The 26016-nt window shown below is 50.7% G+C and carries 25 protein-coding genes and 2 pseudogenes; 10 read left to right on the top strand and 17 right to left on the bottom strand.

The annotated features are described in order from the left end of the window. Positions 1 to 27: 27 nt before the first annotated feature. The 11 genes from V2154_RS23660 to parM form a co-directional block, all read right to left on the bottom strand. Entirely contained in the window at positions 28 to 402 is a 375-nt protein-coding gene (locus tag V2154_RS23660) for a hypothetical protein (protein ID WP_353504302.1), read from the bottom strand. A 630-nt stretch (positions 403 to 1032) separates the two neighbouring features. After that, positions 1033 to 1713, bottom strand: a complete 681-nt coding sequence (locus tag V2154_RS23655) for a plasmid SOS inhibition protein A (protein ID WP_353504301.1) — start codon at positions 1711 to 1713, stop codon at positions 1033 to 1035. A gap of 50 nt (positions 1714 to 1763) precedes the next feature. Then, on the bottom strand, positions 1764 to 2210 hold the full coding sequence (locus tag V2154_RS23650; RefSeq protein ID WP_353504300.1) for a conjugation system SOS inhibitor PsiB family protein: 447 nt from the start codon (positions 2208 to 2210) through the stop codon (positions 1764 to 1766). Between the two features lie 40 nt (positions 2211 to 2250). Continuing rightward, positions 2251 to 4299: a ParB/RepB/Spo0J family partition protein gene (locus V2154_RS23645; protein WP_353504299.1), complete on the bottom strand. Its 2049-nt coding sequence runs from the start codon at positions 4297 to 4299 to the stop codon at positions 2251 to 2253. 72 nt (positions 4300 to 4371) lie between these two features. After that, the gene (locus tag V2154_RS23640) at positions 4372 to 4653 is read right to left on the bottom strand and encodes a DUF905 family protein (protein ID WP_250981638.1); all 282 of its coding nucleotides are present in this window, start codon (positions 4651 to 4653) and stop codon (positions 4372 to 4374) included. Positions 4654 to 5380: 727 nt separating this feature from the next. Beyond that, the gene (locus V2154_RS23635; RefSeq protein ID WP_353504298.1) at positions 5381 to 5605 is read right to left on the bottom strand and encodes a YubE family protein; all 225 of its coding nucleotides are present in this window, start codon (positions 5603 to 5605) and stop codon (positions 5381 to 5383) included. Further along, positions 5602 to 6285 (bottom strand): DNA methyltransferase, encoded by a 684-nt coding sequence (locus V2154_RS23630; RefSeq protein ID WP_353504297.1) that lies wholly within the window; start codon positions 6283 to 6285, stop codon positions 5602 to 5604. The genes V2154_RS23635 and V2154_RS23630 overlap by 4 nt, the downstream gene beginning before the upstream one ends. Before the next feature lie 539 nt (positions 6286 to 6824). Then, on the bottom strand, positions 6825 to 7058 hold the full coding sequence (locus V2154_RS23625; protein ID WP_200227390.1) for a hypothetical protein: 234 nt from the start codon (positions 7056 to 7058) through the stop codon (positions 6825 to 6827). A 294-nt stretch (positions 7059 to 7352) separates the two neighbouring features. Continuing rightward, the gene (locus V2154_RS23620; protein ID WP_353504296.1) at positions 7353 to 7586 is read right to left on the bottom strand and encodes a hypothetical protein; all 234 of its coding nucleotides are present in this window, start codon (positions 7584 to 7586) and stop codon (positions 7353 to 7355) included. A 37-nt stretch (positions 7587 to 7623) separates the two neighbouring features. After that, the gene (locus V2154_RS23615) at positions 7624 to 8019 is read right to left on the bottom strand and encodes a plasmid partitioning/stability family protein (RefSeq protein WP_353504295.1); all 396 of its coding nucleotides are present in this window, start codon (positions 8017 to 8019) and stop codon (positions 7624 to 7626) included. An 18-nt stretch (positions 8020 to 8037) separates the two neighbouring features. Further along, positions 8038 to 9003 (bottom strand): plasmid segregation protein ParM domain-containing protein, encoded by a 966-nt coding sequence (gene parM, locus V2154_RS23610; RefSeq protein ID WP_353504294.1) that lies wholly within the window; start codon positions 9001 to 9003, stop codon positions 8038 to 8040. Between the two features lie 269 nt (positions 9004 to 9272). Between parM and umuD the strand changes: the two genes are divergently transcribed. Both umuD and umuC read left to right on the top strand, forming a co-directional pair. Further along, a complete protein-coding gene (gene umuD / locus V2154_RS23605; RefSeq protein ID WP_213052957.1) occupies positions 9273 to 9695 on the top strand; it encodes a translesion error-prone DNA polymerase V autoproteolytic subunit in 423 nt (140 codons plus the stop codon). Next, positions 9695 to 10969, top strand: coding sequence for a translesion error-prone DNA polymerase V subunit UmuC (gene umuC, locus V2154_RS23600; RefSeq protein WP_353504349.1), 1275 nt, complete (start codon positions 9695 to 9697; stop codon positions 10967 to 10969). Before umuD ends, umuC begins: the two co-directional genes overlap by 1 nt. A 92-nt stretch (positions 10970 to 11061) precedes the next feature. On the opposite strand, the gene V2154_RS23595 is transcribed toward umuC, so the two are convergent. Beyond that, complete coding sequence (locus V2154_RS23595) at positions 11062 to 11346, bottom strand: hypothetical protein (RefSeq protein WP_353504293.1); 285 nt, start codon at positions 11344 to 11346, stop codon at positions 11062 to 11064. Next, positions 11337 to 11984 (bottom strand): division plane positioning ATPase MipZ, encoded by a 648-nt coding sequence (locus tag V2154_RS23590; protein ID WP_353504292.1) that lies wholly within the window; start codon positions 11982 to 11984, stop codon positions 11337 to 11339. Before V2154_RS23590 ends, V2154_RS23595 begins: the two co-directional genes overlap by 10 nt. A gap of 329 nt (positions 11985 to 12313) precedes the next feature. Here V2154_RS23590 and V2154_RS23585 point away from each other — a divergent pair. Continuing rightward, positions 12314 to 13427, top strand: a pseudogene (locus tag V2154_RS23585) (IS3-like element ISRaq1 family transposase). Between the two features lie 141 nt (positions 13428 to 13568). Here the strand turns inward: V2154_RS23585 and V2154_RS23580 are convergent. Beyond that, positions 13569 to 13886: a helix-turn-helix domain-containing protein gene (locus tag V2154_RS23580; protein WP_353504291.1), complete on the bottom strand. Its 318-nt coding sequence runs from the start codon at positions 13884 to 13886 to the stop codon at positions 13569 to 13571. After that, entirely contained in the window at positions 13870 to 14268 is a 399-nt protein-coding gene (locus V2154_RS23575) for a type II toxin-antitoxin system RelE/ParE family toxin (protein WP_353504290.1), read from the bottom strand. The genes V2154_RS23580 and V2154_RS23575 overlap by 17 nt, the downstream gene beginning before the upstream one ends. Positions 14269 to 14687: 419 nt before the next feature. Here V2154_RS23575 and repE point away from each other — a divergent pair, with 419 nt between their 5' ends. Further along, the gene (repE, locus tag V2154_RS23570) at positions 14688 to 15431 is read left to right on the top strand and encodes a replication initiation protein RepE (protein WP_353504289.1); all 744 of its coding nucleotides are present in this window, start codon (positions 14688 to 14690) and stop codon (positions 15429 to 15431) included. A gap of 410 nt (positions 15432 to 15841) precedes the next feature. On the opposite strand, the gene V2154_RS23565 is transcribed toward repE, so the two are convergent. Together V2154_RS23565 and V2154_RS23560 are read right to left on the bottom strand one after the other, a co-directional pair. Beyond that, the gene (locus V2154_RS23565; protein WP_353504288.1) at positions 15842 to 16117 is read right to left on the bottom strand and encodes a hypothetical protein; all 276 of its coding nucleotides are present in this window, start codon (positions 16115 to 16117) and stop codon (positions 15842 to 15844) included. Positions 16118 to 16278: 161 nt separating this feature from the next. Further along, positions 16279 to 17565: a hypothetical protein gene (locus V2154_RS23560; RefSeq protein WP_353504287.1), complete on the bottom strand. Its 1287-nt coding sequence runs from the start codon at positions 17563 to 17565 to the stop codon at positions 16279 to 16281. A 413-nt stretch (positions 17566 to 17978) separates the two neighbouring features. Here V2154_RS23560 and V2154_RS23555 point away from each other — a divergent pair, with 413 nt between their 5' ends. The 6 genes and pseudogenes from V2154_RS23555 to V2154_RS23530 all read left to right on the top strand — a co-directional run. Further along, the gene (locus tag V2154_RS23555) at positions 17979 to 18569 is read left to right on the top strand and encodes a recombinase family protein (RefSeq protein ID WP_353504286.1); all 591 of its coding nucleotides are present in this window, start codon (positions 17979 to 17981) and stop codon (positions 18567 to 18569) included. 87 nt (positions 18570 to 18656) lie between these two features. After that, entirely contained in the window at positions 18657 to 19007 is a 351-nt protein-coding gene (locus V2154_RS23550; protein WP_353504285.1) for a TonB family protein, read from the top strand. Positions 19008 to 19392: 385 nt separating this feature from the next. Continuing rightward, a complete protein-coding gene (locus V2154_RS23545; protein WP_353504284.1) occupies positions 19393 to 20949 on the top strand; it encodes a type I restriction-modification system subunit M in 1557 nt (518 codons plus the stop codon). Continuing rightward, positions 20946 to 22184: a restriction endonuclease subunit S gene (locus V2154_RS23540; RefSeq protein WP_353504283.1), complete on the top strand. Its 1239-nt coding sequence runs from the start codon at positions 20946 to 20948 to the stop codon at positions 22182 to 22184. The genes V2154_RS23545 and V2154_RS23540 overlap by 4 nt, the downstream gene beginning before the upstream one ends. An 86-nt stretch (positions 22185 to 22270) precedes the next feature. Then, positions 22271 to 25387, top strand: coding sequence for an HsdR family type I site-specific deoxyribonuclease (locus V2154_RS23535; RefSeq protein ID WP_353504282.1), 3117 nt, complete (start codon positions 22271 to 22273; stop codon positions 25385 to 25387). Positions 25388 to 25808: 421 nt separating this feature from the next. After that, positions 25809 to 25955: pseudogene (locus V2154_RS23530) on the top strand (IS3 family transposase); the annotation flags it as partial. Between the last annotated feature and the right edge of the window lie 61 nt (positions 25956 to 26016).

Raw genomic sequence — 26016 nt, 5'->3', positions numbered from 1 at the left:
ACGGCGGGACAATCCCGCCGTCGGCTGTTATTCCTGCTCTGCCGCAATCTCTGCCATTAATTCGCAATAGGCGTTTTGAGCCTTTTCCTCTGCCGCCCACGTCAGCGCGATCCCTCTGCGGTCTGCCGTGCCGATAAAGACCGGACGGTCTTTCATCGGCAGACGGGAAAGATGATCTAACGCACTGCCGATCAGGCGGGATTCGTAAATCTCGTAATGCAACCCGCACCCTGCATGAGCCTGCTTTTCCAGACGGGAAATCACTACGTCCGCGCGGATCACGTCAAACGGATGGGACGACGAAATATCAGTAATGAAGCCGTCCATGCGCAGGGACGTGCTTTTCGCCCCCCATCTTTCGGAAGATTCAGGAGCGGCGGTTTTGACGTTTTGTGTGTGCATTCTTCAGGTCCCCTTCAGGTTAAATGTCATCTCTCGGTGAGTTCTTTCGCGGCAAAGGGCGAAGTAGCGACGACGCACGGGGGAACGCAAGGGCGCCGCAGGCGTGCATTTCACCCTTGCGTTAACCTGGGCGACGGTGCTACACCCAGCCCTCCGCGTAAGGGCTTGCCGCGAGATGGATAACCGCATCCGGCAGAATGCACACACCCGACGGCGGGGAACGCGCCGGCGTCCTTAGCGGCCAGCGTCGCTGGCCAGTGTCCGTGCGGCGGCGCAGCCGGCTGCGGGGGTTGACCTGGCTTTTTACCATCAGACCCTAGCCGTCAGGCCGTAACCCCACAGGGGTTACGCGGAGCTTACCGGCTTGCCGGTTAGCGTAGTCGGGCTCGACGATTGACCAGCCTGCTGGTCATGAGCCGAAGGGGGACAGGTTCCAGCCTTTGTGGTTTGTTGTGGAAAAGAAAAGCCGGACATCGATGGACAGGGAGAAGAATCAAAGAAATAAGCAAATGAAGAAGAACAGGGGAAGCCAGGAGAGGAAACGTACGAAAGGAATGAAAGAGAGAAGCCGGTGAAACAGACCGGAGGCAAAGCAAATCCGCCGCGGCGCAGCCGCAGCAGCTTGCGGGTTTATCTTTCTTTTCTCTCCAGGTCAGACAGACGATTCGGCAGCATCAGGCGATCAAGGTAGACCTCAAACTCACTCTGTTCGTCAGCGTGGCGGTTTACTTCCAGCATCACCACCCACAGCGGTTCATACCGCAGAAAGTACCGGTCAAAATGCCCGAGACTGGGAAAGCGTGAAAACCACGCGTAAACCAGTTCGCCTAAATCGTGGAGTAGCAAGTCTCTGCGCGACCAGTTGTCGTACCACGGCCTGACCGTGCTCGGGGTACAAAATGCCAGCTCGATCTCAGCCTGCCCCAACAGCGTTTCATAGCGTATCCGCTTCTGTTCCCCTGCTTTTGCTTCAACATTTTGCCTGCGGTTAGCCTTCAGACGGGCACGCTGTTCCCCCCGCTGCCGCTCTCTGCGTTCAACTTCAGGGAACAGGCTGTGCCCTACTCCGCCCGACAACGGAGAGGGGCACGATGCGCCCCGTGTCGAAATAAGCATATCGAGGGCGGCTATATATCGCTCCTTACCCGGACGCCCCCGCTGGCTGGGGTCAAAAGTACCGTCGAGCATCCGGATGTCGTCTACGCCAATAGCCGGTTTGCCCATAAACCGGAAAAAGGCATGGGCATAGGGGTATCTCCCCATCCGGTGGGCCGTCTCACTGCGGCTTTCAACATAACCAATGGCCTGCATGGCTGCCCGCCGCTGAGGCTGTAACGGGACTAACGCATGTGAGCGGGGGATCATACGGCCACCCCCGTAAACCGCAAGGCGGCGGCCAGTCTGCCCGCGCCGGTATATCCCGCATGCACATACTCATCGATGCGCTCAATTTCGCGCCCGATAGCCGCTATTGCAGCGTTATCGATAACCTCAGACACAAATAACCACGCGACCGATAAATCGTTGTCAAACAACAGCCCCATCGACCAGAAGGGGGCATCTGCGCCGCCATGCCCGAAGATAAGCCGGATATCAGGCGCCGCCGTCAGTACGCAGCAGCTCGACAGAAACCCCTCTTCGCAGGGCGCAGGCACATCAACAGACCATGCAGCGGGCAGATCAACGTTTTGCAAAACTGAATCCGTAAACATCTGACGGACGTTGCCACGCAGTTCGGGAGACATGTCTGCCCCTGCTGGCTGGCAGCCCAGAAGGTTGGCAAGAAAATGAGGTTGACGGTTTTTCATGGTGTTATATGCCGCTCCTTCACGGAGCGGCGTCTCCTTATCAGGCGGCAATGGCTGCGGCGGTGTGAGTGTCAGTATCCGTACCAGCGTCCGGCTGCTCACAGACAGCCATCAAGCATTCAGGCACCCAACTGGTCAGTGTGATTTTGTCTTCAGCCAGTTCTGCTGCCTCGGCTTTTTTCATTTTGAGGGCGTCCCGTGCCGTGCCGTCCAGACCGGCCTGCGACAGGCTGTCGGAAATCTGCTCTTTACTGATACGCCCGAAGAAATTGGCCTTCGTCGGCAGCCACCAGTCACGCAGCGTGAAGCCCAGCATCGCCTCCACCGGCTCGAGTTCTTTTCCTGCCTTGCTGTCTTTGTGGCTCAGGCGTTCTGATGCCCCGTTGAGCGTTTTGGCAAGGCAGTAGCCCATGACAGAAATCAGCTGCTGCGTATCCCACTTCAGTAACCAGTCCCAGCTTTCGTGCCAGTTGTCCGGCAGCTGTGCCTGCCACGCTTCGTGCATGGCGTTAAGATGCTGCATCGCCAGTCCGTCGTTTGCGGTCGGGGCATTGTCGAGCAGGTTGCCGGTGTGAGCATGCAGCGAAACTTTGAGGGTGGATGCCACGAAGGAGTGGTAATTGAAGGTGGATTTCAGGCAATCGTGCACAAAAATCACCAGTGCCATTTGAGGTTGTGCCGCCAGTGCCGCCTGTACGGCTAAGGTGCGCTCGCTGGACAGGCTTTTGACCAGTGCGGCGCTCAGCGGTTTGGCCTGTGGTTGCGCAGATTCTTCTTCGCTGCCTTCAGTGCGGATACTGCTGAGGTGCTGATTAACACCGGTTTTATCATCTGCGGCAATTTCCGGCAGGTCGCTGCGCAGCATCACGCCGCGACGGACAGAAATCGCCCCGTGCAACAGTGACACCACCACGCCGCCGTGGGCACGAACATCGGCATCCCATGCCCGGATGTTTGCGGCGGCTTCGATGGCGTCCATTTCGGCCTGACAGCCATCTGCGGCCAGTTCCAGTGCGTCATGGTCTGCGTCTTCGTCATCATCCTGCTCAGACAGCGTTTCCAGCTGCTTACCGAGGGCATCAAACCGCGCACGTTCCTCGGGAGTCAGTTCACCGGCAGGCTGTTTGAGTAACAGATAACGCTCTGCATCTTCACCGTAGGTGCTCACCCCCTCGGTGCGCCCCTCCGACCATAACCAGCCTTCGGCCTGCGCAATGCCGGCGGCAATATCTGTCAATTTCTGACGGGCGACGGTGTGGAGCAGCACGGTATCACCGATAAAGCCTTCATCAGAGAACAAATCGTAGCGGAACCCGCCGCCTGCCTGTTCGTAAGCCTCACGCCCGACAAAGTCGAGCAGGCGGTTGCCTGCAGCGGGCACCTCGCCCTTCAGCACTGCTTCCCGCAGTTCCTTCGGGTTGCGGTAATAGCCGAAGGCATTTTCCCAGACGTTCAGCTGGCGTTCCTGATCTTCACTGGCCGACAGGGCCTGCAACTGGTCAACGTTGAGCTTGTCTTCGGCCAGCGCCGCAAGCAACGCCGGAGCCATGCCTGCCAGCCGCATGAATTTCTGAACGTGTTTAGTGCTGTAGCCGAGCACACCCGCGATTTGTGCCGCCGTTTTCCCTTCGTGGCTCATTTCACCAAACACCGCAATCTGGTCGGCAGGGTGCATCTCTTCATGCTGAAAGTTCTCCGTTGCGGAGACGATTTTTGCCATATCTTCGCTGACGGTCTTCACCGGCACCGCGTAATCTGCGGTGATCATCCCGTTATTCAGCAGGATGTTCAGGGCACGAAAACGGCGGCCACCGGCGGCGGTACCCAGCAGACCATCCGGCAACAGATGTACGATCAGGTTCTGCAACACGCCCACGGCGCGAATGCTGTCTGCCAGTTCCTGCAATTTCACCGGATCGGGGGACACTTTACGCACATTCAGCGGTGACAGTGCCAGCTGGCTCAGGGGCACCATCTCGACCGGCGTATTTTCCAGTGCCTGCTCCACGGCGGCGCTCTGCGCGGCGTTTTTAGGATTTTTTGCCGCTTTACGGGTTGTAGATGCTGCTTTAGACTCGGTTACTGACATAGTTTGATACCTCGTAAGTGTTGATTTATGTCTGCCGGACGACCCAATCGTCCGGCACCTCACTTCACTGCCTTACTGCTTTCTCACACCGTTGCTGACGATGAATTTGTTAAACTCTGCCCCCGCATCAGGCTGGAAATTCCACGCCCGCCAGACCATCTGCCCGAACACGCGCAGGACAAGGCGGAAATGCGTCCCCTGATCGTCCTCAATAGCGATATTGCTGTATGCCGCTGCTACGGCCTCCGCCTGCTGACGGGTGAATTCACCGGCAGGCAACAGGACGCGTTGTTCTTTCGCCCCCCATCTTTCGGAAGATTCAGGAGCGGCGGTCTTGACGTTTTGTGTGTGCATTCTTCAGGTCTCCTTCGGGTTAATGGTCATCTCTCGGTGAGTTCTTTCGCGGCAAAGGGCGAAGTAGCGACGACGCACGGGGGAACGCAAGGGCGCCGCAGGCGTGCATTTCACCCTTGCGTTAACCTGGACGGCGGTGCTACACCCAGCCCTCCGCGTAAGAGCCGGCCGTGAGATGTGAAAACCGGAACACGCAGAATGCACACACCCGACGGCGGGGAACGCGCCGGCGTCCTTAGCGGCCGGTTTACCGGCCAGTGTCCGTGCGGCGGCGCAGCCGCCTGCGGGGGTTGACCTGGCTTTTTACCATCAGACCCTAGCCGTCAGGCCGTAACCCCTGTGGGGTTACGCGGAGCTTACCGGCTTGCCGGTTAGCGTAGTCGGGCTCGACGATTGGCCAGCCTGCTGGTCATGAGCCGAAGGGGGACAGGTTCCAGCCCTGGTGGTTTGTTGTGAAAATCAGGAACCAGCCATCGATGACCAGGAAGCGGAAGATAAATCCAGGCCACAGCAGGTTGCGGAGAAGCTACCTCACGAAAATCACTCGACAGCACAGGCCCGGTCGTCCCGGTACACCGGCTCCCGTCGTCATGTATATTGCGCATTGAGCGGGCAGCGGCGGTGGCGAAGCCACAGCAGCGCCCTGTTCAATGTCCTTTGACGTTCGGCCTGGCAAACAATCAGGCTATAGCCCCGCCGCTCAAATGCGGGGCCATGCTTTCCGGGGTCAGTCTTTGAAGGCGTGGTCGAGTTCGTTCACCTGTTTATAGATTTCCAGCATCTGGCCGCTGAGCTGGTTCACCACCTGCCCGGCCAGGCGCCGGGTTAACTCGTCGCTGCCCCAGAAGTATTTTTTCTCAAACGCCCGGAACTGCTCGCGAAGTTCATAGGTCGCGTTCGCCAGCGCCGCCACGTCCACACGCAGGGCAATATTGTCTGCATAGTTGCTCATATCAGGCTCCCGTACTGCTGAAAGGCTGCAACCGGCGCCGCCGGACGCAGACGCTGAAATTCCGCCAGGCGACGCTGCCCCGCCGCGTGGTACTCCTCCATTAACTCGATGCCAATCCAGCGTCGCCCGCACTGCGCCGCCGCGACGCAGGTCGAACCGCTTCCGGCAAAGGGGTCGAGTACTATCGCCCCCGGCTGCGTGAAGGACTCAATCAGCGGCCGCAGGATAGAGACGGGCTTTTCCGTCGGATGGTGACGGTTGCCGGTGTACTGCCAGGGCATGACGTCCGAGAGCGGTTTTTCCGGCAACGGCGGGCGCCCTTTGGCGAGGACATAGGCGCTTTCGTGCTGATAGCCGACGAATGCGGATTTCGAAGCATAGGTCTTGGTGAAAACAATGTGGCCTACCACGCGAAAGCCGGCGGCTTTCCATGCGGCCATAAACTGATCCACCCGGTTCCAGCCGTAAAAACTGACCGCCAGACTATCGTTTTTCAGCACCCGGAACATCTCGCGGCTGGCCGGCTGTAACCAGTCCCCCTGTTTATCGTTGGCAATAGACCGCCCTGACCGGTCAGTAAACCCCACCAGGTAAGGCGGATCCGTGAGGATAAAATCCACGGAACGGGACGGAAATGTTGACATGACCTGCTGACAGTCACCCTGGATATATCGGGACATAGTGTTACTCACAGAGAGTGCCGGAACCGGCCGGCGCCGTGCCCCCACGACAGACGGGCGCAAAGCGGAGCAGGCAGGTGCGTCCCCGGAAGCCGCAGCGCAAACCCGGAACGGGCTGAATGCGCCGTGACGGGTGCGAACGGGTGAGGAGACGACGGAGTGAACACTTGCAGGCGCAGCGGCCCGGCTACAGTGCGGGCACGGGGTCGGCGCTAACGTTAAGGACGTGGAGGGATAGCACGGAAGTGAGCAAATCAGGGCGGCACCGCGAGGTGCCATAAATGTGGAGCAACGCGACATCCTTGGGCAAAAGGCCACCAGGTACAAGACCGGCGCAGCAAGGTCCACCGACTTATCCCCCGCGAATACCGAAGTTACTCAGTGAATCTGTGGATAACCGAAAGCGGTTTGAAATGAGACGGTAGCCTGCGACGACCGGGGCGGTACGCGAAATGAATGGCAGCAGGACAGACACCGGACAGGCCGGCCCCTGAGGTCAGACGATGAATGAGGATGACATTCTGTTCGTCGCGGGCGGTTCAGAGGTGGCCACGATGCTCTTCAAGCAGGTCAATCGCCTGCTGCATCACGCCGGCCGTATAGTTGTCTTCAATAATTTTCGCATAAGCCAGCCGGTCGGCCAGGCATTCCACCAGGGTATCGTGGCAGATTTCTTTACCTGTCAGAAAAATGCGGGTCGCTGCGTCAGCGACGGCATCTTTGACGTCCGAGAAGAAAATCAGCTCTTTGGGAAAGCGGGGATTAATGACCATGTCATGCCTCCAGCGTGGTTAGTGCCCCTTATCATGCGTCCGGGTTCTGATGCCATCCAGCACGACCGGGCCGTCGTCTTGAGAATGTCGAAAAGCGGAAAAAAAGTCCACCCTGGAAAAACCCGCAACGCTCGCCGCAGACTCGGCTGAGGCGTACCGCAGCACCGCGAGGAACGAACAGCCGCGACGAGGAAGCGTCATATCGTCTGCAGCTGATGTGAAAACCGCACACTCCCGGCCTGATGTAGCCATAAAAAAACCGGCACGCGGGCCGGCGGAAAACGATGATCGGTTTTACTTACGGTTTTTCTTCCAGGTTTCAGAGGCCAGAAAGGCCGCGCGTACCACCACGATCGCCCAGCACAGCTGCAGGAGTATCTTCACGGGTACACTGAATCCGTCAAATATCAGCAGCGGCACAATAAACAGGCAGCTGATGAGAAAACACCACTCCGCCGCGCTTTTGCGTGCCCTGCCCGTCAGCGTCTCCAGTCCGACTATCCCTTTGCATAACAGCATAAATGACATGGTTCTCTCCACAAATCTTCCGGCACGCCGGAGGGCTTCAGTCTTTTTTCAGCATGCGTTTGAAATTTGTTCGGGCCTGCCCTTCCCCTTCCGTACTGCCGGTGGGTTCCGGGAGCACTGTGGGGGCAGGCACCTGGCCAGCGCAGGCGGCAATGACATCCTGAATGCTGGCCGTCGTGGGCTGCCATCCCGTCGTTTGCTGAATAATACCCACCAGCTGGTCGGCGGTCAGCTGGCCATCGAACAGCATGGACAACAGATAAGGCAGACGCTTATCCAGCTGGTATAACGCGCTTCCGCCCACGATCGCCGCCCGGAAAAAATCACCACGGGTGCGCAGGGGAACTGACTCGATAATCTCCATCGCCCTGGCATCCTGACTGTCGTCTTCAGGGTGCAAATAGACGGTCAGTTTCTTACGTTTGTCGGTCACGGATAGCGCTCCTTGGAATTAAAGTAAAACAAGTTCGCGAACCAACGCCGTCTGGGGTTCATTGACCACCACAATACGGTCGGGGGCCAGTTTCCAGGCACGGCGCACGGCAGCCTCAATCAGCGACGCCCCGCCCCCCACCAGCCAAACCCGGTTCACCTGGCGGTACGCCGACAGCTCATTGACCACCCGTTCCCCGAGTCGCTCGATGGACGAACTTATCATGTCCAGCACATAGTCCACTTTTGACTCATCGTTGACAACTGTGGCGGCAAACTCGCGGTTATGCCGTCGCTGTATCAGTTGATCGGCCACAAAGGCGCTGGTGTCGCTGTTGGCCATACGCAGTGCCGTGAGTGTGGCCTGTGTCACCATCGATACCCCGATCGTAGAATTGCCCTGAATGGCACTGACATCTTCAAACTGCCCCACCAGAACACCGGCATCGAGCGTCGTTCCCCCCAGATCAATCACCAGCGAGGTTTCCAGCGCCCCTACCCCTGCATGTTCCAGCGGCGATATCACGGCAGGCAACGATTCCGGCATGACGTCAACATGCGCGATGGAGAAGGTTTCGCGCTTGTTCAGCGTTACCGGCCGCAGCAGGTTGTCAATTTTACGCTGTATGTTGACGTCATTGTGCTGACAGTCGCTGGTGTAGAACTCACTGATAGGTAAGGTGACCGTCAGGCTTACCGACTGTGGCGGCAGGCCACTGGTGAGCAGTGCATGATGTACGGCCAGCAAATTGGTGTCGCCATACTGATATTCAATGTTGGTGGTATTGATCGCCTGATGGCTGACGCTGTCAAAGGAGTACTTCAGCCCGTCAATTTCATAGTTGTACGTTTCACTGCTGCCGATCCCGGCGACCTTCCACCCCGCTTTAAACGAATTCGGCGAGACAGAGGTACAGATTTCATCGCCGTCCCGCCAGGCCAGTTTTACGTTCGTCGAACCGTCGTCACAACCCATCTTTTTCATGACACACCCTTATATTTACTCAATTAGAGTAACTATAATACCCCAAAAAGGACTAATGGCAATTAATAATACTCATTATGAGTATTATTAAATCATCAAAATGTGATTAATTTGCGGTGAAATGCATTTTGTTCAAAGAATGTTCCCACGAATTATTTCCGCCTGAGAAAACAGAGAGCTAGTTAAAAGAAGCCATACGGCGCTTGCAAGTCTGATTTTTCACAACAATAATACTGTAATTATATACAGCATTATTGAAAGGAGTTGCCATGCTACATATCACTCCCGTCGCCGTTGATCCGGTGAAGGTTTCGTTGCCCCTGTTTATTGAACGATGCCCCGCCGGTTTTCCCAGCCCTTGTGCCGACTACGCTGACGCAGAACTGGATCTGAACGATTACTGTATAAAGAAAAAATCCTCCACGTTCTTCGTCCGGGCGATTGGAAATTCGATGACAGATATCGGTTTGCACAGCGGTGACCTGATGGTCGTAGATAAGGCAGAAGAGGCACATCATGGTGACATTGTGATAGCGGAGATAGACGGTGAATTCACGGTAAAGAGACTGTTACTGACACCTCGCCCCGGGCTTCAGGCCATGAACCCTAACTTTCCGACAATCTATCCGGAGGACTTGCAGATTTTTGGAGTCGTGATGGCTTTTGTGCATAAAACCCGGGGCGGTGAATGATGTTTGCCCTGGCGGACGTAAATTCATTTTATGCAAGCTGCGAAGCGGTTCTTAACCCAAAACTTCGCGGCAAACCTTTGATAATATTGAGCAATAATGATGGTTGTTGCGTGGCGCGATCCGCAGCAGCCAAAAAATTAGGCATAGAAATGGGCATGCCGTGGTTTCAGATCCAGCAGATGTCGTTCCCTGAGAAGGTGTACGCGTTCTCCAGCAACTATTCCTTATATCACTCATTTTCCCAACGGGTGATGAGTCATTTAGAGGAACTTTCGCCACGCGTGGAGCAATACAGCGTCGATGAAATGTTTATTGATATCAGAAGCATCGATAACTGCATGGATTTTGAAACCTTTGGCCACCAGCTGCGCGCCCACGTTCTGAAGGGAACTGGCCTGACAATCGGTGTAGGGATGGGACCCGGCAAAGTTTTGGCCAAAGCCGCTCAGTGGGCCTCGAAGGAATGGCCACAATTTAAGGGTGTACTGGCTCTTACGCCGGGTAATCCCCGGCGGACTGAAAAATTGTTATCGCTGATGCCCGTTCAGGAAGTCTGGGGCTGCGGAAGCCGGATTTCAAAAAAGCTAAACCTGATGGGTATTCACACTGCCCTGCAGCTCGCTCGCGCAAATCCCACTTTTATCAGGAAGAACTTTAGCGTTGTCCTGGAAAGGATATGTCGGGAACTGAACGGCGAAAGCTGTATCAGCCTGGAGGAAGCCCCGCCTGCAAAGCAGCAAATTATCTGCAGCCGCTCTTTCGGCGAGAGGATCACAACCTATGAGGCGATGCGTCAGGCTGTCTGCCAGTATGCCGAACGGGCAGCGGAAAAGCTCAGGGGTGAACATCAGTACTGCAGGCATATTTCCGTTTTCGTGAAAACATCACCTTTCGCAGTCAACGAAATCTATTACAGCAACGTGGCCACTGAAAAGCTCACCACACCGACACGAGACACCCGCGATATTATTGCGGCCGCAATGAAGGCACTCGATCGTATCTGGGACGATGGCCGCCGGTACGCAAAGGCCGGAATCATGCTCAATGATTTCACACCAAACGGTGTATCACAGTTGGATTTGTTCGATGAAGTCCAGCCCCGCCCTGCCAGTGACGCGCTGATGCACGTCCTCGATGGCATCAATAATTCTGGCCTGGGAAAAGTATGGTTTGCGGGAAGAGGGATTGCTCCCGAATGGCAGATGAAACGTGACATGCTCTCCCCGGCTTACACCACAAGATGGTCAGACCTGCCGACAGCATCCATACGCTAGGCTGCGCTATCCAAACATAACTCCTTTGATATTTTGATATTTTGATATTTTGATATTTTGATATTTTGATAAAATATCATTTTCATAGAAAATCATTCTATCAAATTATTTTTTTTACGCCGTTCAAGGTATTGCTCTAAAGCTTCACGGATAACTGCGCTCGTATTTTGCGGGCCAGTACCGCTAAGTTTGTTTTCGGCAGATGCTCTAGTAATTGCCTGGTCAAGCGACTTTGGTAGAGCAAGACTGCGCTGTACTTGCTTTTCAGTCTTCGTATCAGGAGACATGCCGCCATACTGTTTATCAGTAAGTTTGTCAGCAAGAGCTGCTACCTCAGCATCAGATGGTTTTTTTGCAGAGCGTGGTCTTAGAGCCATTGAGCGTAAACCTCTTCAATTAACTGATTAACTTCATCGATTGCAGTGTTGTTGGTGGCTTCCAAAACAGATTTACCTAATGGAACAACATCTCGATATATTTTACGTTCGCAATTGATGGCATTAAGAGGCGATAGAGTAGGAAAATCTTCTAGATATGTGAGGAATTCGGCACGTTCTTTACCACGAAGCACAGGGTTAGTCGTGGCCCGCGTTTGATACATATAAAGTACCAAGTCTGGATTGAGGTCTTTCCAAGCCTCAAGCTGACTTTCGAGTTCTTCTAAAGTATCCAGGTCAAATTGCGAACAAAGATGAGGCGCGATGATGATGTCTGCTACAGCTCCAGCATTGGCTAGTTCTCGGCTGTTACGGCCAGCAACATCGACAATTACATGATCAAATTTTTCATCGAGCTGACGTAAAGTCTGACTGATGTTGCCGTACTTTTGGATAAGGGTAATACGGGGCTGTAAATCATACTCCTCACGCGAAGCATGCCACTTAGCCGCTGATGACTGAAGATCAGCATCTAGCAGGCATACGTCTTTACCTCGCAAAGCCAAAGCAATCGCAACATTAGTCGCAGTTGTGCTTTTTGAAGCCCCACCTTTGTTTGAACCTATCACCGTAATCATAGGAATTCTCACCTGTATGTGTATAGTTTTAATACTTTATCATAAAATTAATTTCATAATATAATATTTTATTTTTTTATCATTTTAATAAAAAGATAAAATATCAAAACAAATAAAATCATTAAGTTATGATTTTTTAAAGAAATCTAACGAAGGGAATATCCACCAAAATTGTAGGATTTTCCAATGCGTCTTGTTTGTGTTTTGCAAAACCACTCAGCACTTTAGTTATGGTAAGTATTTTCACTTTGGCGGTACTGACCTGCTCCCCGTTGATTAATACACCACGATGTTAGTAATGTCTTCATAAGCCACATGAGGACATCCCCATGAAGAAGCGTTTTTCCGACGAACAGATCATCAGTATCCTCCGCGAGGCTGAAGCCGGGGTTTCTGCCCGTGAGCTCTGCCGTAAGCACGCCATTTCCGACGCCACCTTTTACACCTGGCGTAAGAAGTATGGCGGTATGGAGGTGCCCGAGGTTAAGCGCCTGAAGTCGCTTGAGGAAGAGAACGCCAGGCTCAAGAAGCTGCTTGCCGAAGCCATGCTGGATAAGGAGGCGCTTCAGGTGGCTCTGGGGCGAAAGTACTGACGACAGACCAGAAGCGGGAAGCCGTGATGTTGATGTGTGATGCGACCGGTCTGTCGCAACGTCGTGCCTGCAGGCTTACAGGTTTGTCCCTGTCGACCTGCCGTTATGATGCTCAGCGTCCGGCTGCTGATGCACATTTATCAGGGCGTATTACCGAGCTGGCGCTTGAACGCAGACGTTTTGGTTATCGGCGTATCTGGCAGTTGCTGCGTAGGGAGGGCCTTCACGTCAATCACAAGCGGGTATACCGTATTTACCACCACTGAGCGTAAAACGCAGACGACGCCGTAAAGGGCTGGCGACCGAACGGTTTCCGCTTCTTCGCCCGGATGCGCCGAACCTTACATGGTCGATGGATTTCGTTATGGACGCACTGGTCAACGGTCGCAGGATCAAGTGCCTGACCTGTGTGGATGATTTCACGAAGGAGTGTCTGACGATCACCGCTGCTTTCGGTATTTCAGGCGTTCAGGTCACGCGTATTCTGGACAGCATCGCGTTGTTTCGGGGCTATCCGGCGACAATAAGAACCGATCAGGGCCCGGAATTTACCTGCCGCGCGCTCGATCAATAGGCCTTTGAGCATGGTGTGGAACTACGGCTTATCCAGCCAGGTAAGCCAACGCAGAACGGATTTATTGAGAGTTTTAACGGACGCTTTCGCGATGAGTGTCTGAACGAACACTGGTTCAGCGATATCGTTCACGCCAGGAAAACCATTAACGACTGGAGGCAGGATTATAACGAGTGTCGTCCACATTCGGCACTGAATTATCTGACGCCATCAGAGTTTGCAGCACGGTGGCGAAATGGAAAATGTGAAGGTAAACAAACCGACATTACTAACTGACGGTTGTATCTAATCCTGGGGGCAGGTCACAGTAACAGCCGCTGATGCAAGCAAAGAGGCTGTAAACCAGAATGAGGTTTACTGGAGGCATTAAAAAAGCCGCTTACGCGACTTTCATTGGTTTGGTATGGCTAAGTGAGCTTATACCATAAACACTTCTGGCCCTTTAGCATCGAGGATATTGATAATCCTCAAAGCAGCATTGTTAGGTTTGCTTTCGTTTCTTTCCCACTTTGAGACGCTTTCTACAGACATTCCGAGAGTGATTGCCAGTGCTGCCTGAGACAGGTTGTAGCGAGTGCGGACCTCTCTAATCTGGCTGCCTGTCATTACTCGAATTGCAGGAATATTACGGGCCGCGACTGCTGCATTGATAGCAGTCACTGTGTCATCTTTTACAACTCCCAATTTGTTGTAACGTTCAGCCATGCTCTGAATGCGTTTAAGTCGTTGTGTCATTACAAATTACCTCGATTAGTTCTTTTTCATCCAGCAAATCTTCTATGCGCTCCGGAGTCATTGCTATAAAATCTTTGCCAATTTTGCAGTAAGCCTCGATTTCGTCATCTTCAATTTCTTTTCCCTTCTTTTTTGAAAGCTCACTTTTCAGGTACATATCGAAGAAAAAAACGTTATTGCCATTATTGAAGAAAATGATCGATCTAGCCCCATCGCTGGCTCCTACACTGGGCAAACTAAGCCGCTTTTTAAAGGTGAATTTACCTAGTTGATCACCAGGTAAACCGTTAAAAATAGCCTTTGCTGCTTTACACAAAATACTGTCGCTGATGCGTGCTTTTTTCCGATCATTTTCAAATTCAGGTGTTAAATAAATTCCCATGAAAATCTTCTCATCCCCATACCCGTAAGCATTACTATAGTCTTTGTTACGGGTTTTTTCAACTTTTCAGTGTTCTGAGATATGTGTCATACAGAAATTGCATTTCTCAAATGAGAATCACTTGAGCTGAAAAGTTATCCACATATACATCAGATATTTTTAAAATACGTTTTAGGTTTTATTTATAAACCTTTTTAGCAGCACGAAATCTAGGACTGGCGTGGCCTGTAGGGGTGTAACCGTGACAACTTGCCCTTAAATTGTGACAAATTGCCCTCAACATGCCATCAAGCCGTGACAACTTGCCCTTAAAACTGTGACAAATTGCCCTCAAAAATTGCTTAATTCACAGGTTTATTGACTCGTATCATATCCCGTGACAACATAAAAACTTGTCACAGTTACTTATGGGAAAAGCTATGCTTGAATTGGATATTGCATTGGTTAAATCGCGCAAAATAGGACAACGGATTGTTCAATCCAATGAACTAACAGAAGCTGCCTATAGTTTATCTCGTGACCAAAAACGGATGCTGTATCTTTTTGTAGATCAGATACGTAAAGCTGATATTTCATCAGGTGAGGGGACTGAACCTTCGCACAACGGCATTTGTGAGATTACAGTGGCTGAATATGCAAAGACTTTTAATTTGACTTCAGCTGAAGCAAGTAAAGACATACGAAATGCATCGAAAAATTTTGTTGGTAAAGAGGTTATTTTCTTTAGACCTGACGAAGACCAAGGTGATGAAAAGGCTTATGATGCCTATCCTTGGGTCATCAAACGAGCCCACAGACCCTCCCGTGGACTTTACATCATCCATCTAAATCCATACCTCATTCCGTTTTTTATTGGTCTACAGAACCGTTTTACGCAATTCCGACTTGGTGAAACTAAAGAAATTACCAGTCCTTATGCCATGCGCTTATATGAATCATTATGCCAATACAGAAGTACAGGGGTCGCTATCCTGAGTATTGACTGGATGATCGAGCGCTATCAATTGCCACAAAGTTACCAACGTCTTCCAGATTTCCGCAGAAGATTTCTCATTCCAATGGTTGCAGAAATTAACTCTTGCACCCCAATGAGAGTTGATTACACAGAGAAAAAATCAGGTAGAGTCACTTCTCACATCATTTTCAATTTTATGGAACTGTGACAAATCACCCTTGATTTCTTATATCTCAGTATCACCTCGCCAATTTGCCAATCATAAGTGGCTCCAACATCAAATTGCTCTTCAAACCATAGTATCTGAGGGCAGTTTGTCACACTTGGGGCTATGGGAATGAATTTTGAGGGCAGATTGTCACATTTTACTGTTCAAAATATCCTAGCCGACTTTGACTAACTCATACCCTAAAATGAGGGCAGTTTGTCACATCTCTAAAGAAAAGAATCGTTGAGTGACCTTCTACTCATAGTGATGTGCTTACCGATACTGCCATAAACAGAACCAAGGCGGCCAAAGCCTAAAGTGACGCCGTCTTTTCATCATTCTCAGTTTATATATCTTCCGTAGCACCATGTTGTGTCCTTAAGCACGGCAGATAAGCTCTGAAAACGACTTCAGGTAATATCCACCCCGATAAGCCGATGATAGCAGCTTTTTACCTGCACGATATTCCCCTGCACCGCGATCCGAACGCAGTCCCCCGGCTGTAGGAAAGCAATAATTTCAGCCAGCCGGATATCGTCTGTAGCGACCCGAAGCCACCCATCATCTTCGCTGAAGAGGACACCAAAAAATATAACTTCAGACGTACTGGTCATCACATGCGCTGTTCGTTTTATCGTTCCCGTGAACATGCTTTTCATACCCGTAGTCATGCTTAATAATCCCATACAGTCTCCTTCATCGCTCTTTTCTAAGGGCCTTGCACAAAGCGGACCTTCATTACGCCAGCGCTCCGTTCGCAGCTAACTGACCCAGTCTTCCAGCGTCAGAACCTGCACCTGCTCTAACTCCCTGAATAGGGCAGCGGCAGAGAACAGGCGCTGTTACGTTAGCGGTAACAGAAATTCCCGCTTAGCAGGCCAGCTTCTTCCGGCGTCAACCACTGCGATGTCATCTCCGCAAAGCGTGCCGCATCGCCTATTTCACCAAAGCTGCCAAATTCGTCGCGTATTTGACGCAATACCGTATCCGGCAGTTTACAGGCAGCCCGCCAGGCGTAATTGTAGGGTGTATTCGCACCGACAGGGCTATCCACGAAAGCTCGACTCACGTAGGGCAGATATTTCTCCAGCATTTCCTCGGCGTAGCGGACGGCCATTCCCTCATCGAGGGCACAGGTTCTGAGCGTGCCAGTGGGCCAAACTTTGGGATTCAGGAGATGGACTGCTTCATGGGCAATCTGGTAAAAAAACTGCTCCCAGCTGTCATATCGCCAACCAATACAGACCCCATACTTGTAATCTTTTGCGAGAGGGTGCTCAGGATGAAATGAGATCACCTGGGAATTCGCCACCCCATGTTCTTCACGCAGGCGGTTGTAGAAGGGAATCATAAAGGTGGTATCCGAGGATTGCCTATCACCGTAACGGTTCTGAAGATCAATCATCATGAAAAAGAGAATAAACCTACGCAGATTATTGCAGTTTTCATTCCACTCACGGGGGGAGAGAACCAGAGTTTCTGGTGCCTGAGCCAGGATGTCCTTCGCCTGTTGCTGGATCTCTTCTGATAACTCTCCAGCATCTTGGCAGAGATGTTCAAGCATCATCAGAAAGCGGTAGTTAATGTTCGCTGCTCCGATAGACTCGCGGACCTGCCGGAGAAAGGCAGCAAAGGTACCGTCTTTGACGCTGTAAATGAGCCTCTCCTGCCAGCCCGGATTTTCTTCTGTCCATTTAATCACGTCTTGGCTATTGGCCGTTCTGCAGAGATTGTTGATGGCTTTGGCCGGAAGAGATTTCAGCACATAATCCAGGCTGCTTGGGTAGACCTCGGTATAAATGGCGACGGCAGGTGCCACTTCAGATGTCATGCCATTTTCTAGCAGGGTGGTCAGAAAGGTACTGAAAGCACCATGAGGAGTGATGTATTCCGGCGAGCCCTGCAGAAGTAAAACTTGCTCCAACGCTTCCCGGACCTGGGGAGAAAACGCATTCATTTCATCCGCACCGGACAAGTGTACTTTGACGAATCGGGTGAGTTGCTTTTGTAATAGCTCATCCAGTTCACGGGCATCTTCATCGGTTCGAAGAGACACACGCTTGTCGTTAATTCCGGCATTTCTTGATAATGCACGTTTACGTTTTGACCTTTCAACGGCCGACTTAATGTTCATTTGAAATTCCTCGATTATGTATAAAAAAACTAATGGTGCCACGGTTTTATAGCTTCTATAAGTAACCGTGTCACCAATTAAATGATATTTTTGATAATATATCTTATATGCCATTTATTTATTTATAACCATTAATTGATACCAAATAGTTATATAAGTGTATGTTCTGCAACAAAGATCAGATTTCAGAGATAGCCGGAGATTTTGCGGGGGCAACGGTTTTAAGCTTTAAAGGCGCACTGTTTTAGCACTCACCGAGATTTCCCCCTTAGTCAGATAATTTTGTTAATAAACATTGTCCGCAAAACGGTCGTTAAACGGAATACCATAAATCGTCCGTAAACAGGCTTGTTTTATGAGTAAACGGACAATATGATTTATGGACAAGTTAACGGACATTTTGAGCGAAAATTATGGCATTGATCGGATACGCCCGGGTTTCAACAGACAATCAGCATATCGATTTGCAAAATGACGCTCTGCGGTCGGCGGGTTGTGAAAGAATTTTTGATGATGTCATCAGTGGTTCGAAAAGCGAACGTCCTGGACTGGATGCTGCGTTGGCCTATCTACGCGAAGGAGACATTCTCGTCGTGTGGAAACTGGATCGGTTAGGTCGTTCTATGGCTCACCTGGTTAATACGGTGCAAGAACTGGCCGGTCGCGGTGTTGGCCTCAAAGTACTAACGGGACAAGGTGCGGCCATCGATACCACAACTGCTCCGGGTAAGCTGGTCTTTGGAATATTTGCAGCACTGGCAGAGTTTGAGCGTGATCTCATTCGCGAACGAACTAAGGCGGGTCTTTCTGCTGCAGCTGCCAGGGGACGAAAGGGTGGACGTAAGCCCGTCGTAACGACAGAAAGTTTGCAAAAGGCGCGGAGTTTGATGGCACAAGGATTGAGTGTCCGGGAGGCGGCTGGACGACTAAAAATTGGTAAAACAGCGCTTTATGATGCTTTGCGCGCAATCAATAACAAAGATGATGACATATCTCCAGTGTAAGTATCTCGCATAGATCCATACCGCCCCTTTATTCCCTTTATTCCCTTTATTATCGATGGATATGAATACAATACGGAGAAAGCATGGATGATACGGAAGACTAGGCTCGTATTTATCTCATTGCTGCTGATAGCCTGTGCGTCAAAGGGAAAAGTAGAACCGAATGGTCATGTTATACCCTCAGATCGCGTTTCTTCGGCTGATACGGTGGCCACAACTCACGAAAAGGATGAAAAACTTCTACCGAATTCTATGCGTATCAAATTTGATGTTGATGAAGATGGACGGGTACAGAATATGCAAATCCTTGAATCGACAGCTACTCAAGAAGTTGAGCGCAAAGTCATCAGTAAGATGAAGAATGAATGGCGTTATGAAAAAGGAAAACCGAGAATGGATCTCAGAATAATCGCCACGTTACGTCCCCTAAAACGGTAGCACCGCCATGATGGGGGCTGCGCCGAAGAACCTGATTGTAATGAAACGGCGGCGTTGCGGCGGTTCTTCCTTATTCTGCCACACAGCCATACCAGGTTGACTCTCTCTCTCTGGCCGAAAGACTACCATTGGATAACACGGATTCATTCCACTAATAGTTGGTTCTAGGCTGTGCCCCTTAATCACCTGAGATATAGTAAATATTTGTTTTTAAATCATATCAATCATAACTGGCTACAACCTTCCTGACGAAGCATGGACCATCTAGCCCTTGTTGGGGGTAGTTTGGATACTCGTTCCTTTGTCATTTTAAGAGCAGCGGCGGTGAACTTAAGATAAAATCGCCTAAATAACAGAAGCTAAGCGCCCAATAACAGGATAAATAATGACAAGTCTTCAGCAGCGCGCAGAGTTACACCGCCAAATATGGGCAATCGCCAACGATGTACGAGGTTCGGTCGATGGGTGGGATTTCAAACAGTACGTCCTTGGCGCGCTCTTCTATCGCTTTATCAGCGAAAACTTCTCCAGCTACATTGAAGCCGGTGAAGAAAGCATTATCTATTCATCACTTGATGACAGCGTCATTACGGATGACATTAAAGACGATGCCATCAAAACCAAGGGCTATTTCATTTACCCGAGCCATCTGTTCTGCAATGTCGCCGCGAAAGCCAACACCAACGACCGACTCAATGCCGATCTAAACAGTATCTTTGTGGCGATTGAAAGCTCGGCATACGGCTATCCGTCTGAGGTCGATATCAAAGGTCTGTTTGCTGACTTTGATACCACCAGTAATCGCCTGGGAAACACCGTTAAAGACAAGAACAGCCGCCTGGCTTCCGTCCTGAAAGGTGTGGAAGGCTTGAAATTGGGCGATTTCGATGCTCACCAGATTGACCTGTTTGGCGATGCCTATGAGTTTCTGATTTCCAATTATGCGGCGAATGCCGGCAAATCAGGTGGCGAGTTCTTTACCCCGCAGCACGTCTCTAAGCTGATTGCGCAACTGGCAATGCATGGGCAAAACCAGGTTAATAAAATCTACGACCCAGCGGCAGGCTCGGGTTCACTCTTGCTGCAGGCGAAGAAGCATTTCGATAACCATATCATCGAAGAAGGCTTTTTTGGTCAGGAGATTAATCATACGACCTTCAACCTGGCCCGTATGAATATGTTCCTGCACAACATTAACTACGATAAGTTTAATATTATGCTGGGTAACACCCTGACTGACCCACACTTCAAGGACGATAAGCCCTTTGATGCCATCGTCTCAAATCCACCGTATTCGGTGAAATGGATTGGCAGCGATGACCCGACGCTGATTAACGATGAGCGCTTTGCACCGGCCGGCGTGCTGGCCCCGAAATCGAAAGCCGACTTTGCGTTTGTGCTGCATGCCCTGAACTACCTGTCAGCCAAAGGCCGCGCGGCCATTGTCTGCTTCCCTGGCATTTTTTACCGGGGTGGTGCTGAGCAAAAAATTCGTCAGTATCTGGTTGATAATAACTATGTTGAAACCGTGATTTCCCTTGCGGCTAACCTGTTCTTTGGCACCACCATCGCGGTGAATATTCTGGTGCTGTCAAAACATAAAACCGACACCGATGTGCAGTTTATTGATGCCAGCGGGCTGTTCAAAAAAGAGACCAACAACAACATCCTGACTGATGCGCATATTGGGCAGATTATGCAGGTGTTCGACAGCAAGGCTGATATCGACCATCTGGCGAAATCCGCGCCACTTGAGGCCGTTGCCGCCAATAACTACAACCTGTCCGTCAGTAGCTATGTCCAAGCCAAAGATACGCGTGAAATTGTTGATATCATCGAGCTAAATGCCGAACTGAAAGCCACGGTCAGCAAAATCGACCAATTACGCAAAGACATCGATGCCATTGTGGCCGAAATTGAAGGCAATGAGGCGCAGGCATGAGCGAGTTGAGTTATCTGGAAAAACTGCTGGATGGTGCCAAGGTTGAATGGAAACCATTAGCTGAGGTTTGCAGATTTATAAATGGCCGTGCTTATAAACAGGAAGAATTGCTATCTAAAGGAAAATATCCTGTCTTAAGGGTTGGTAATTTCTTTACCAATCAGAATTGGTATTACTCGGATTTAGAGTTAGACCCAGATAAGTATTGTGATAATGGTGACCTTTTATACGCTTGGTCTGCATCCTTTGGTCCTAGAATTTGGGAAAATGGAAAATCTATTTATCATTATCATATCTGGAAAGTAGTTCCGGACTTCAATCTTGTTTGCAAGCAATTCCTGTATTATCTGTTGCAGTGGGATACTAAAGCACTAAAAGATGCACATAGTACAGGCTCCACGATGATGCACATAAGCAAAGCCGCAATTGAGAAAAGATTAGTCCCAATTCCTTGCCCTTCCAACCCAGAAAAGTCCCTTGCCATTCAGTCTGAAATCGTCCGGATTCTGGATACATTTACTGCCCTTACCGCTGAGCTTAACGCTGAGCTTAACGCACGTAAAAAACAGTACAACTACTATCGCGACCAGTTGCTGAGTTTTGAAGAAGGAGAGGTTCAGTGGAAGACCTTGGGGGAGGTTGCCAAGTATTCTAAAACTCGTATTGGTTTTGATAAACTTGATAAAACAAACTATGTGGGTGTTGATAATCTTCTACAAAACCGCGCAGGAAAAACACAGTCTAATTATGTGCCGACATCTGGTAATCTTACAGAGTTCCTTGATGAAGATATATTAATTGGGAATATTCGCCCATATTTGAAGAAAATTTGGCAGTCTGACTGTATTGGTGGCACAAATGGCGATGTACTGGTTATTCGTTGTTGTGATGGTTCGGTTTTTTCACGATATTTATATCAAGTTTTAGCTGATGATAGTTTTTTTGAATATAACATGCAGCATGCCAGGGGGGCCAAGATGCCTCGTGGAGATAAAGATGCAATATTAAAATACCGAATTCCTGTACCTGCATTTGATGAACAAAAAAGCATAGTGAGTATACTAGATAAATTCGATACCCTCACCAATTCCATCGAGGAAGGCCTGCCCCGCGAAATCGCACTACGTCAGCAGCAGTACGAGTACTATCGTGACCTGTTGTTCAGCTTCCCAAACCTGCAGGCGCCGCTAACTGACAAACCTGAAGCAACTGCCCGCTCAGCGTTCTGTTTCTGACCGGGATTATCGATAACCACTTTTCCGCGCCGGTAACGTTGTATGCTTTTCTGCCGGTTTTGCCCCACTGGCACATAGGATGCGCTATGACCCAACAGACATACACCGTCGCCGAGACCAATAACTTTATTGTCCTGGATAAATATACCAAAGCCTGGGAAGCCGCTGAGAGCTACCAGAGCGAATCGGACCTGGAGCGCGAACTGATTCAGGACCTGCGCAATCAGGGCTATGAGTTTGTCTCGCTGCCCTCGCAGCAGGTAATGTTGGACAACGTGCGGACGCAGCTTCAGGTCCTCAATGGTGTGGCGTTTAACGACGGGGAGTGGCGGCGCTTCTGTGAACAGTATCTGGACAGTCCGAGTGACAGCAGCCTCGACAAAACCCGTAAAATCCATATCGACTACATTTGTGATTTTACGTTTGATAACGGGCAACTGGAAAACATTTACCTGATTGATAAAAAGAATCTGGTGCGCAACAAGATGCAGGTTACCCAGCAGTTTGAGCAGGCTGGCACGCACGCCAATCGCTATGATGTGACGATACTGGTTAATGGACTGCCGCTGGTACAGGTCGAATTAAAAAAGCGCGGCGTGGCCATTCGTGAAGCCTTTAACCAGATACACCGCTACAGCAAAGAAAGCTTTAACAGTGACACCTCCCTGTTCAAATACCTGCAGCTGTTTGTCATTTCCAACGGCACCGACACCCGCTACTTTGCCAATACCACCAAGCGGGATAAAAACAGCTTCGACTTCACCATGAACTGGGCGAAGTCCGATAACACGCTGATAAAAGACCTCAAAGACTTTAGCGCGACCTTTTTCCAGAAACATGCCCTGCTTAATATCCTGTTTGACTACAGCGTGTTTGACAGCAGCCAGACGCTCCTGGTCATGCGGCCCTATCAGATTGCGGCGACGGAGCGCATTTTATGGAAAATCAACAGCGCTTTTGCCGCAAAAGGCTGGTCAAGGCCGGAGGCGGGCGGGTTTATCTGGCATACCACGGGTTCAGGCAAAACCCTGACCAGCTTCAAGGCCGCGCGGCTTGCCACCGAGTTGGACTTTATCGACAAGGTGTTCTTCGTGGTTGACCGTAAAGACCTCGATTACCAAACCATGAAGGAGTACCAGCGCTTCTCACCGGACAGCGTCAACGGCTCGGATAACACCGCCGGTCTGAAGCGCAACCTGGAGAAAAATGACAATAAAATCATCGTCACTACTATTCAGAAGCTTAACAACCTGATGAAAGGGGAAGCTAACCTGCCTGTGTACCGCCAGCAGGTGGTGTTTATCTTTGACGAGTGCCACCGCAGCCAGTTCGGCGAAGCGCAGAAAAACCTGAACAAAAAATTCAAACGCTTTTATCAGTTTGGTTTCACCGGCACGCCCATTTTCCCGCAAAACGCATTGGGTGCAGAAACCACGGCCAGCGTGTTCGGTCGCGAGCTGCATTCTTACGTGATCACCGACGCCATTCGGGATGAAAAGGTCCTGAAGTTCAAGGTGGACTACAACGATGTCCGGCCGCATTTCAAGGCACTGGAAACCGAAACCGACGAGAAGAAACTCTGCGGAGCTGAAAGCCAGCAGGCATTTTTACACCCGCGCCGTCTTGAGGAAATCACCCGCTATATCCTGACCCACTTTCGTCAAAAAACGCACCGCATCTTCCCCGGCGCAAAAGGCTTTAACGCCATGTTTGCGGTCAGCAGCGTGGATGCCGCTAAAGCCTATTATAACGCCTTTAAACAGCTACAGCACGACGCCTCCTTGGACAGCGACACTCCTAAGCCGCTGAGAGTGGCCACCATCTTCTCTTTTGCGGCCAATGAGGAACAGAGTGCAGTCGGAGACATTACCGATGAGAGCTTTGATGTCAGCGCCATGAACAGCAGCGCGAAGGAGTTTCTGGATGCGGCAATAGACGACTACAACGGCCACTTCAAAACGAACTTCAGCACCGACAGCAACGGTTTTCAGAACTACTACCGTGATTTGGCGCAGCGCGTGAAAAATCAGGACATTGATCTCCTTATCGTGGTGGGCATGTTCTTGACCGGCTTTGACGCCCCGACGCTGAATACCCTGTTTGTCGATAAAAACCTGCGCTATCACGGACTGATGCAGGCCTTCTCGCGCACTAACCGTATTTATGACGCCACCAAGACCTTTGGTAATATCGTCACGTTCCGCAATCTTGAACGCGCAACCATTGATGCCATCACGCTGTTCGGTGATAAGAACACCAAAAACGTCGTTCTCGAAAAAAGCTATACCGAATATATGGACGGCTTTAAGGATGTGATAACCGGCGAGGCCAGACGCGGCTTTATGGATATCGTTACCGCACTGGAGCAACAGTTCCCAGACCCGGCTGACATTGACAGCGAGAAAGAGAAAAAAGCTTTTGTGAAACTGTTTGGCGAATACCTGCGTGCCGAAAACATCCTGCAAAACTACGATGAGTTTGCCAGCCTGAAAGCCCTGCAGCAGGTCGATACCAATGACGCTGCAGCGGTAGAGGCCTTCAAGGCCGCGCATTATCTGGATGATGAAAAACTCGCTGAACTTCAGACCATTCGCCTGCCGGCAGAGCGCAAAGTGCAGGACTATCGCTCGGTGTACAACGATATCCGCGACTGGCAGCGCCGCGAGAAAGCCGCCGGGGACAAGGATAAGTCCATGACCGACTGGGAGGACGTGGTGTTTGAGATTGATTTGCTGAAGTCACAGGAAATTAATCTGGACTATATCCTTGGCCTGATATTCGAGCATAACAAGCAGAACAAGGGCAAAGCGGCCCTGACTGAAGAGGTGCGACGGCTTATCCGCTCCAGCCTGGGTAACCGCGCCAAGGAGGAGTTGGTCGTTGATTTTATCCAGCAGACCAACCTCGATGACATGCCGGATAAGGCCGGTATCATTGATGCGTTCTTTACCTTCGCTCAGCGGGAACAGCAACGTGAAGCGGATGAGCTGATAAAAGAGGAGAACCTTAATGAAGAGGCCGCCAGGCGTTACATCCGTACCTCGCTGAAGCGCGAGTATGCGACGGAAAACGGAACTGAGCTTAACGCGACGCTCCCCAAACTCAGCCCGCTAAATCCGCAGTACAAAACCAAGAAACAGACCGTATTTCAGAAAATCGGAGCATTCATTGAAAAATTCAAAGGCGTCGGTGGCGGGATTTAATTCACGTTTATGGTCGTGCACGGATACCCTGGGACAGCAGTCGGTCTCTGTTGCTCAGTTAGCGGTTTCCGAGCGCTGTAATGAAAGCGTTCGGATAGGCATAAAATCGTTTTTTACTCGAACTGGTGGAAAAGGCTGGATGCGTGGGGGGAATTGTCCAAGATTCGAGCGGTAATAGCATAAAAAAAAGGCCGAGCGTCGGCCTAAATAAGGTGGTAATTCTATTTATTACTAATGGTTTACATGGATGTAACTGCCATATTTATATGGCATTTTTCGTGTAAATGAAAGTGCTTTTACGGCCAACGCTACTTACTGGTGAGAGCTACTCTTAATTTTACTTTTGTCGTTTTTTTTGAAAATAAGATCTGAACCGCCCCGGTAATCCTGGAGACTAAACTCCTTGAGAGAGGTAAACAGGATGACTAAAAATACGCGTTTTTCCCTCGATGTCCGTCAGCGGGCCGTTCATATGGTTCTGGATAGTCGGGACGAATACGACTCACAATAGGCTGCTCTCAGCTCCATCGCACCGAAGATAGGCTGTACCCCGGAGACTTTGTGTATCTAGCTGCGTCATTATGAGCACGATGCCAGCACTGGTGATGGTAGACTCACCACATCTGAAC

Source organism: Ewingella sp. CoE-038-23, from assembly GCF_040419245.1.
GTDB lineage: Bacteria > Pseudomonadota > Gammaproteobacteria > Enterobacterales > Enterobacteriaceae > Ewingella > Ewingella allii.
The sequence above is the reverse complement of the archived record's forward strand: the minus strand, read 5'-3'. Positions and strand labels throughout refer to the sequence as shown.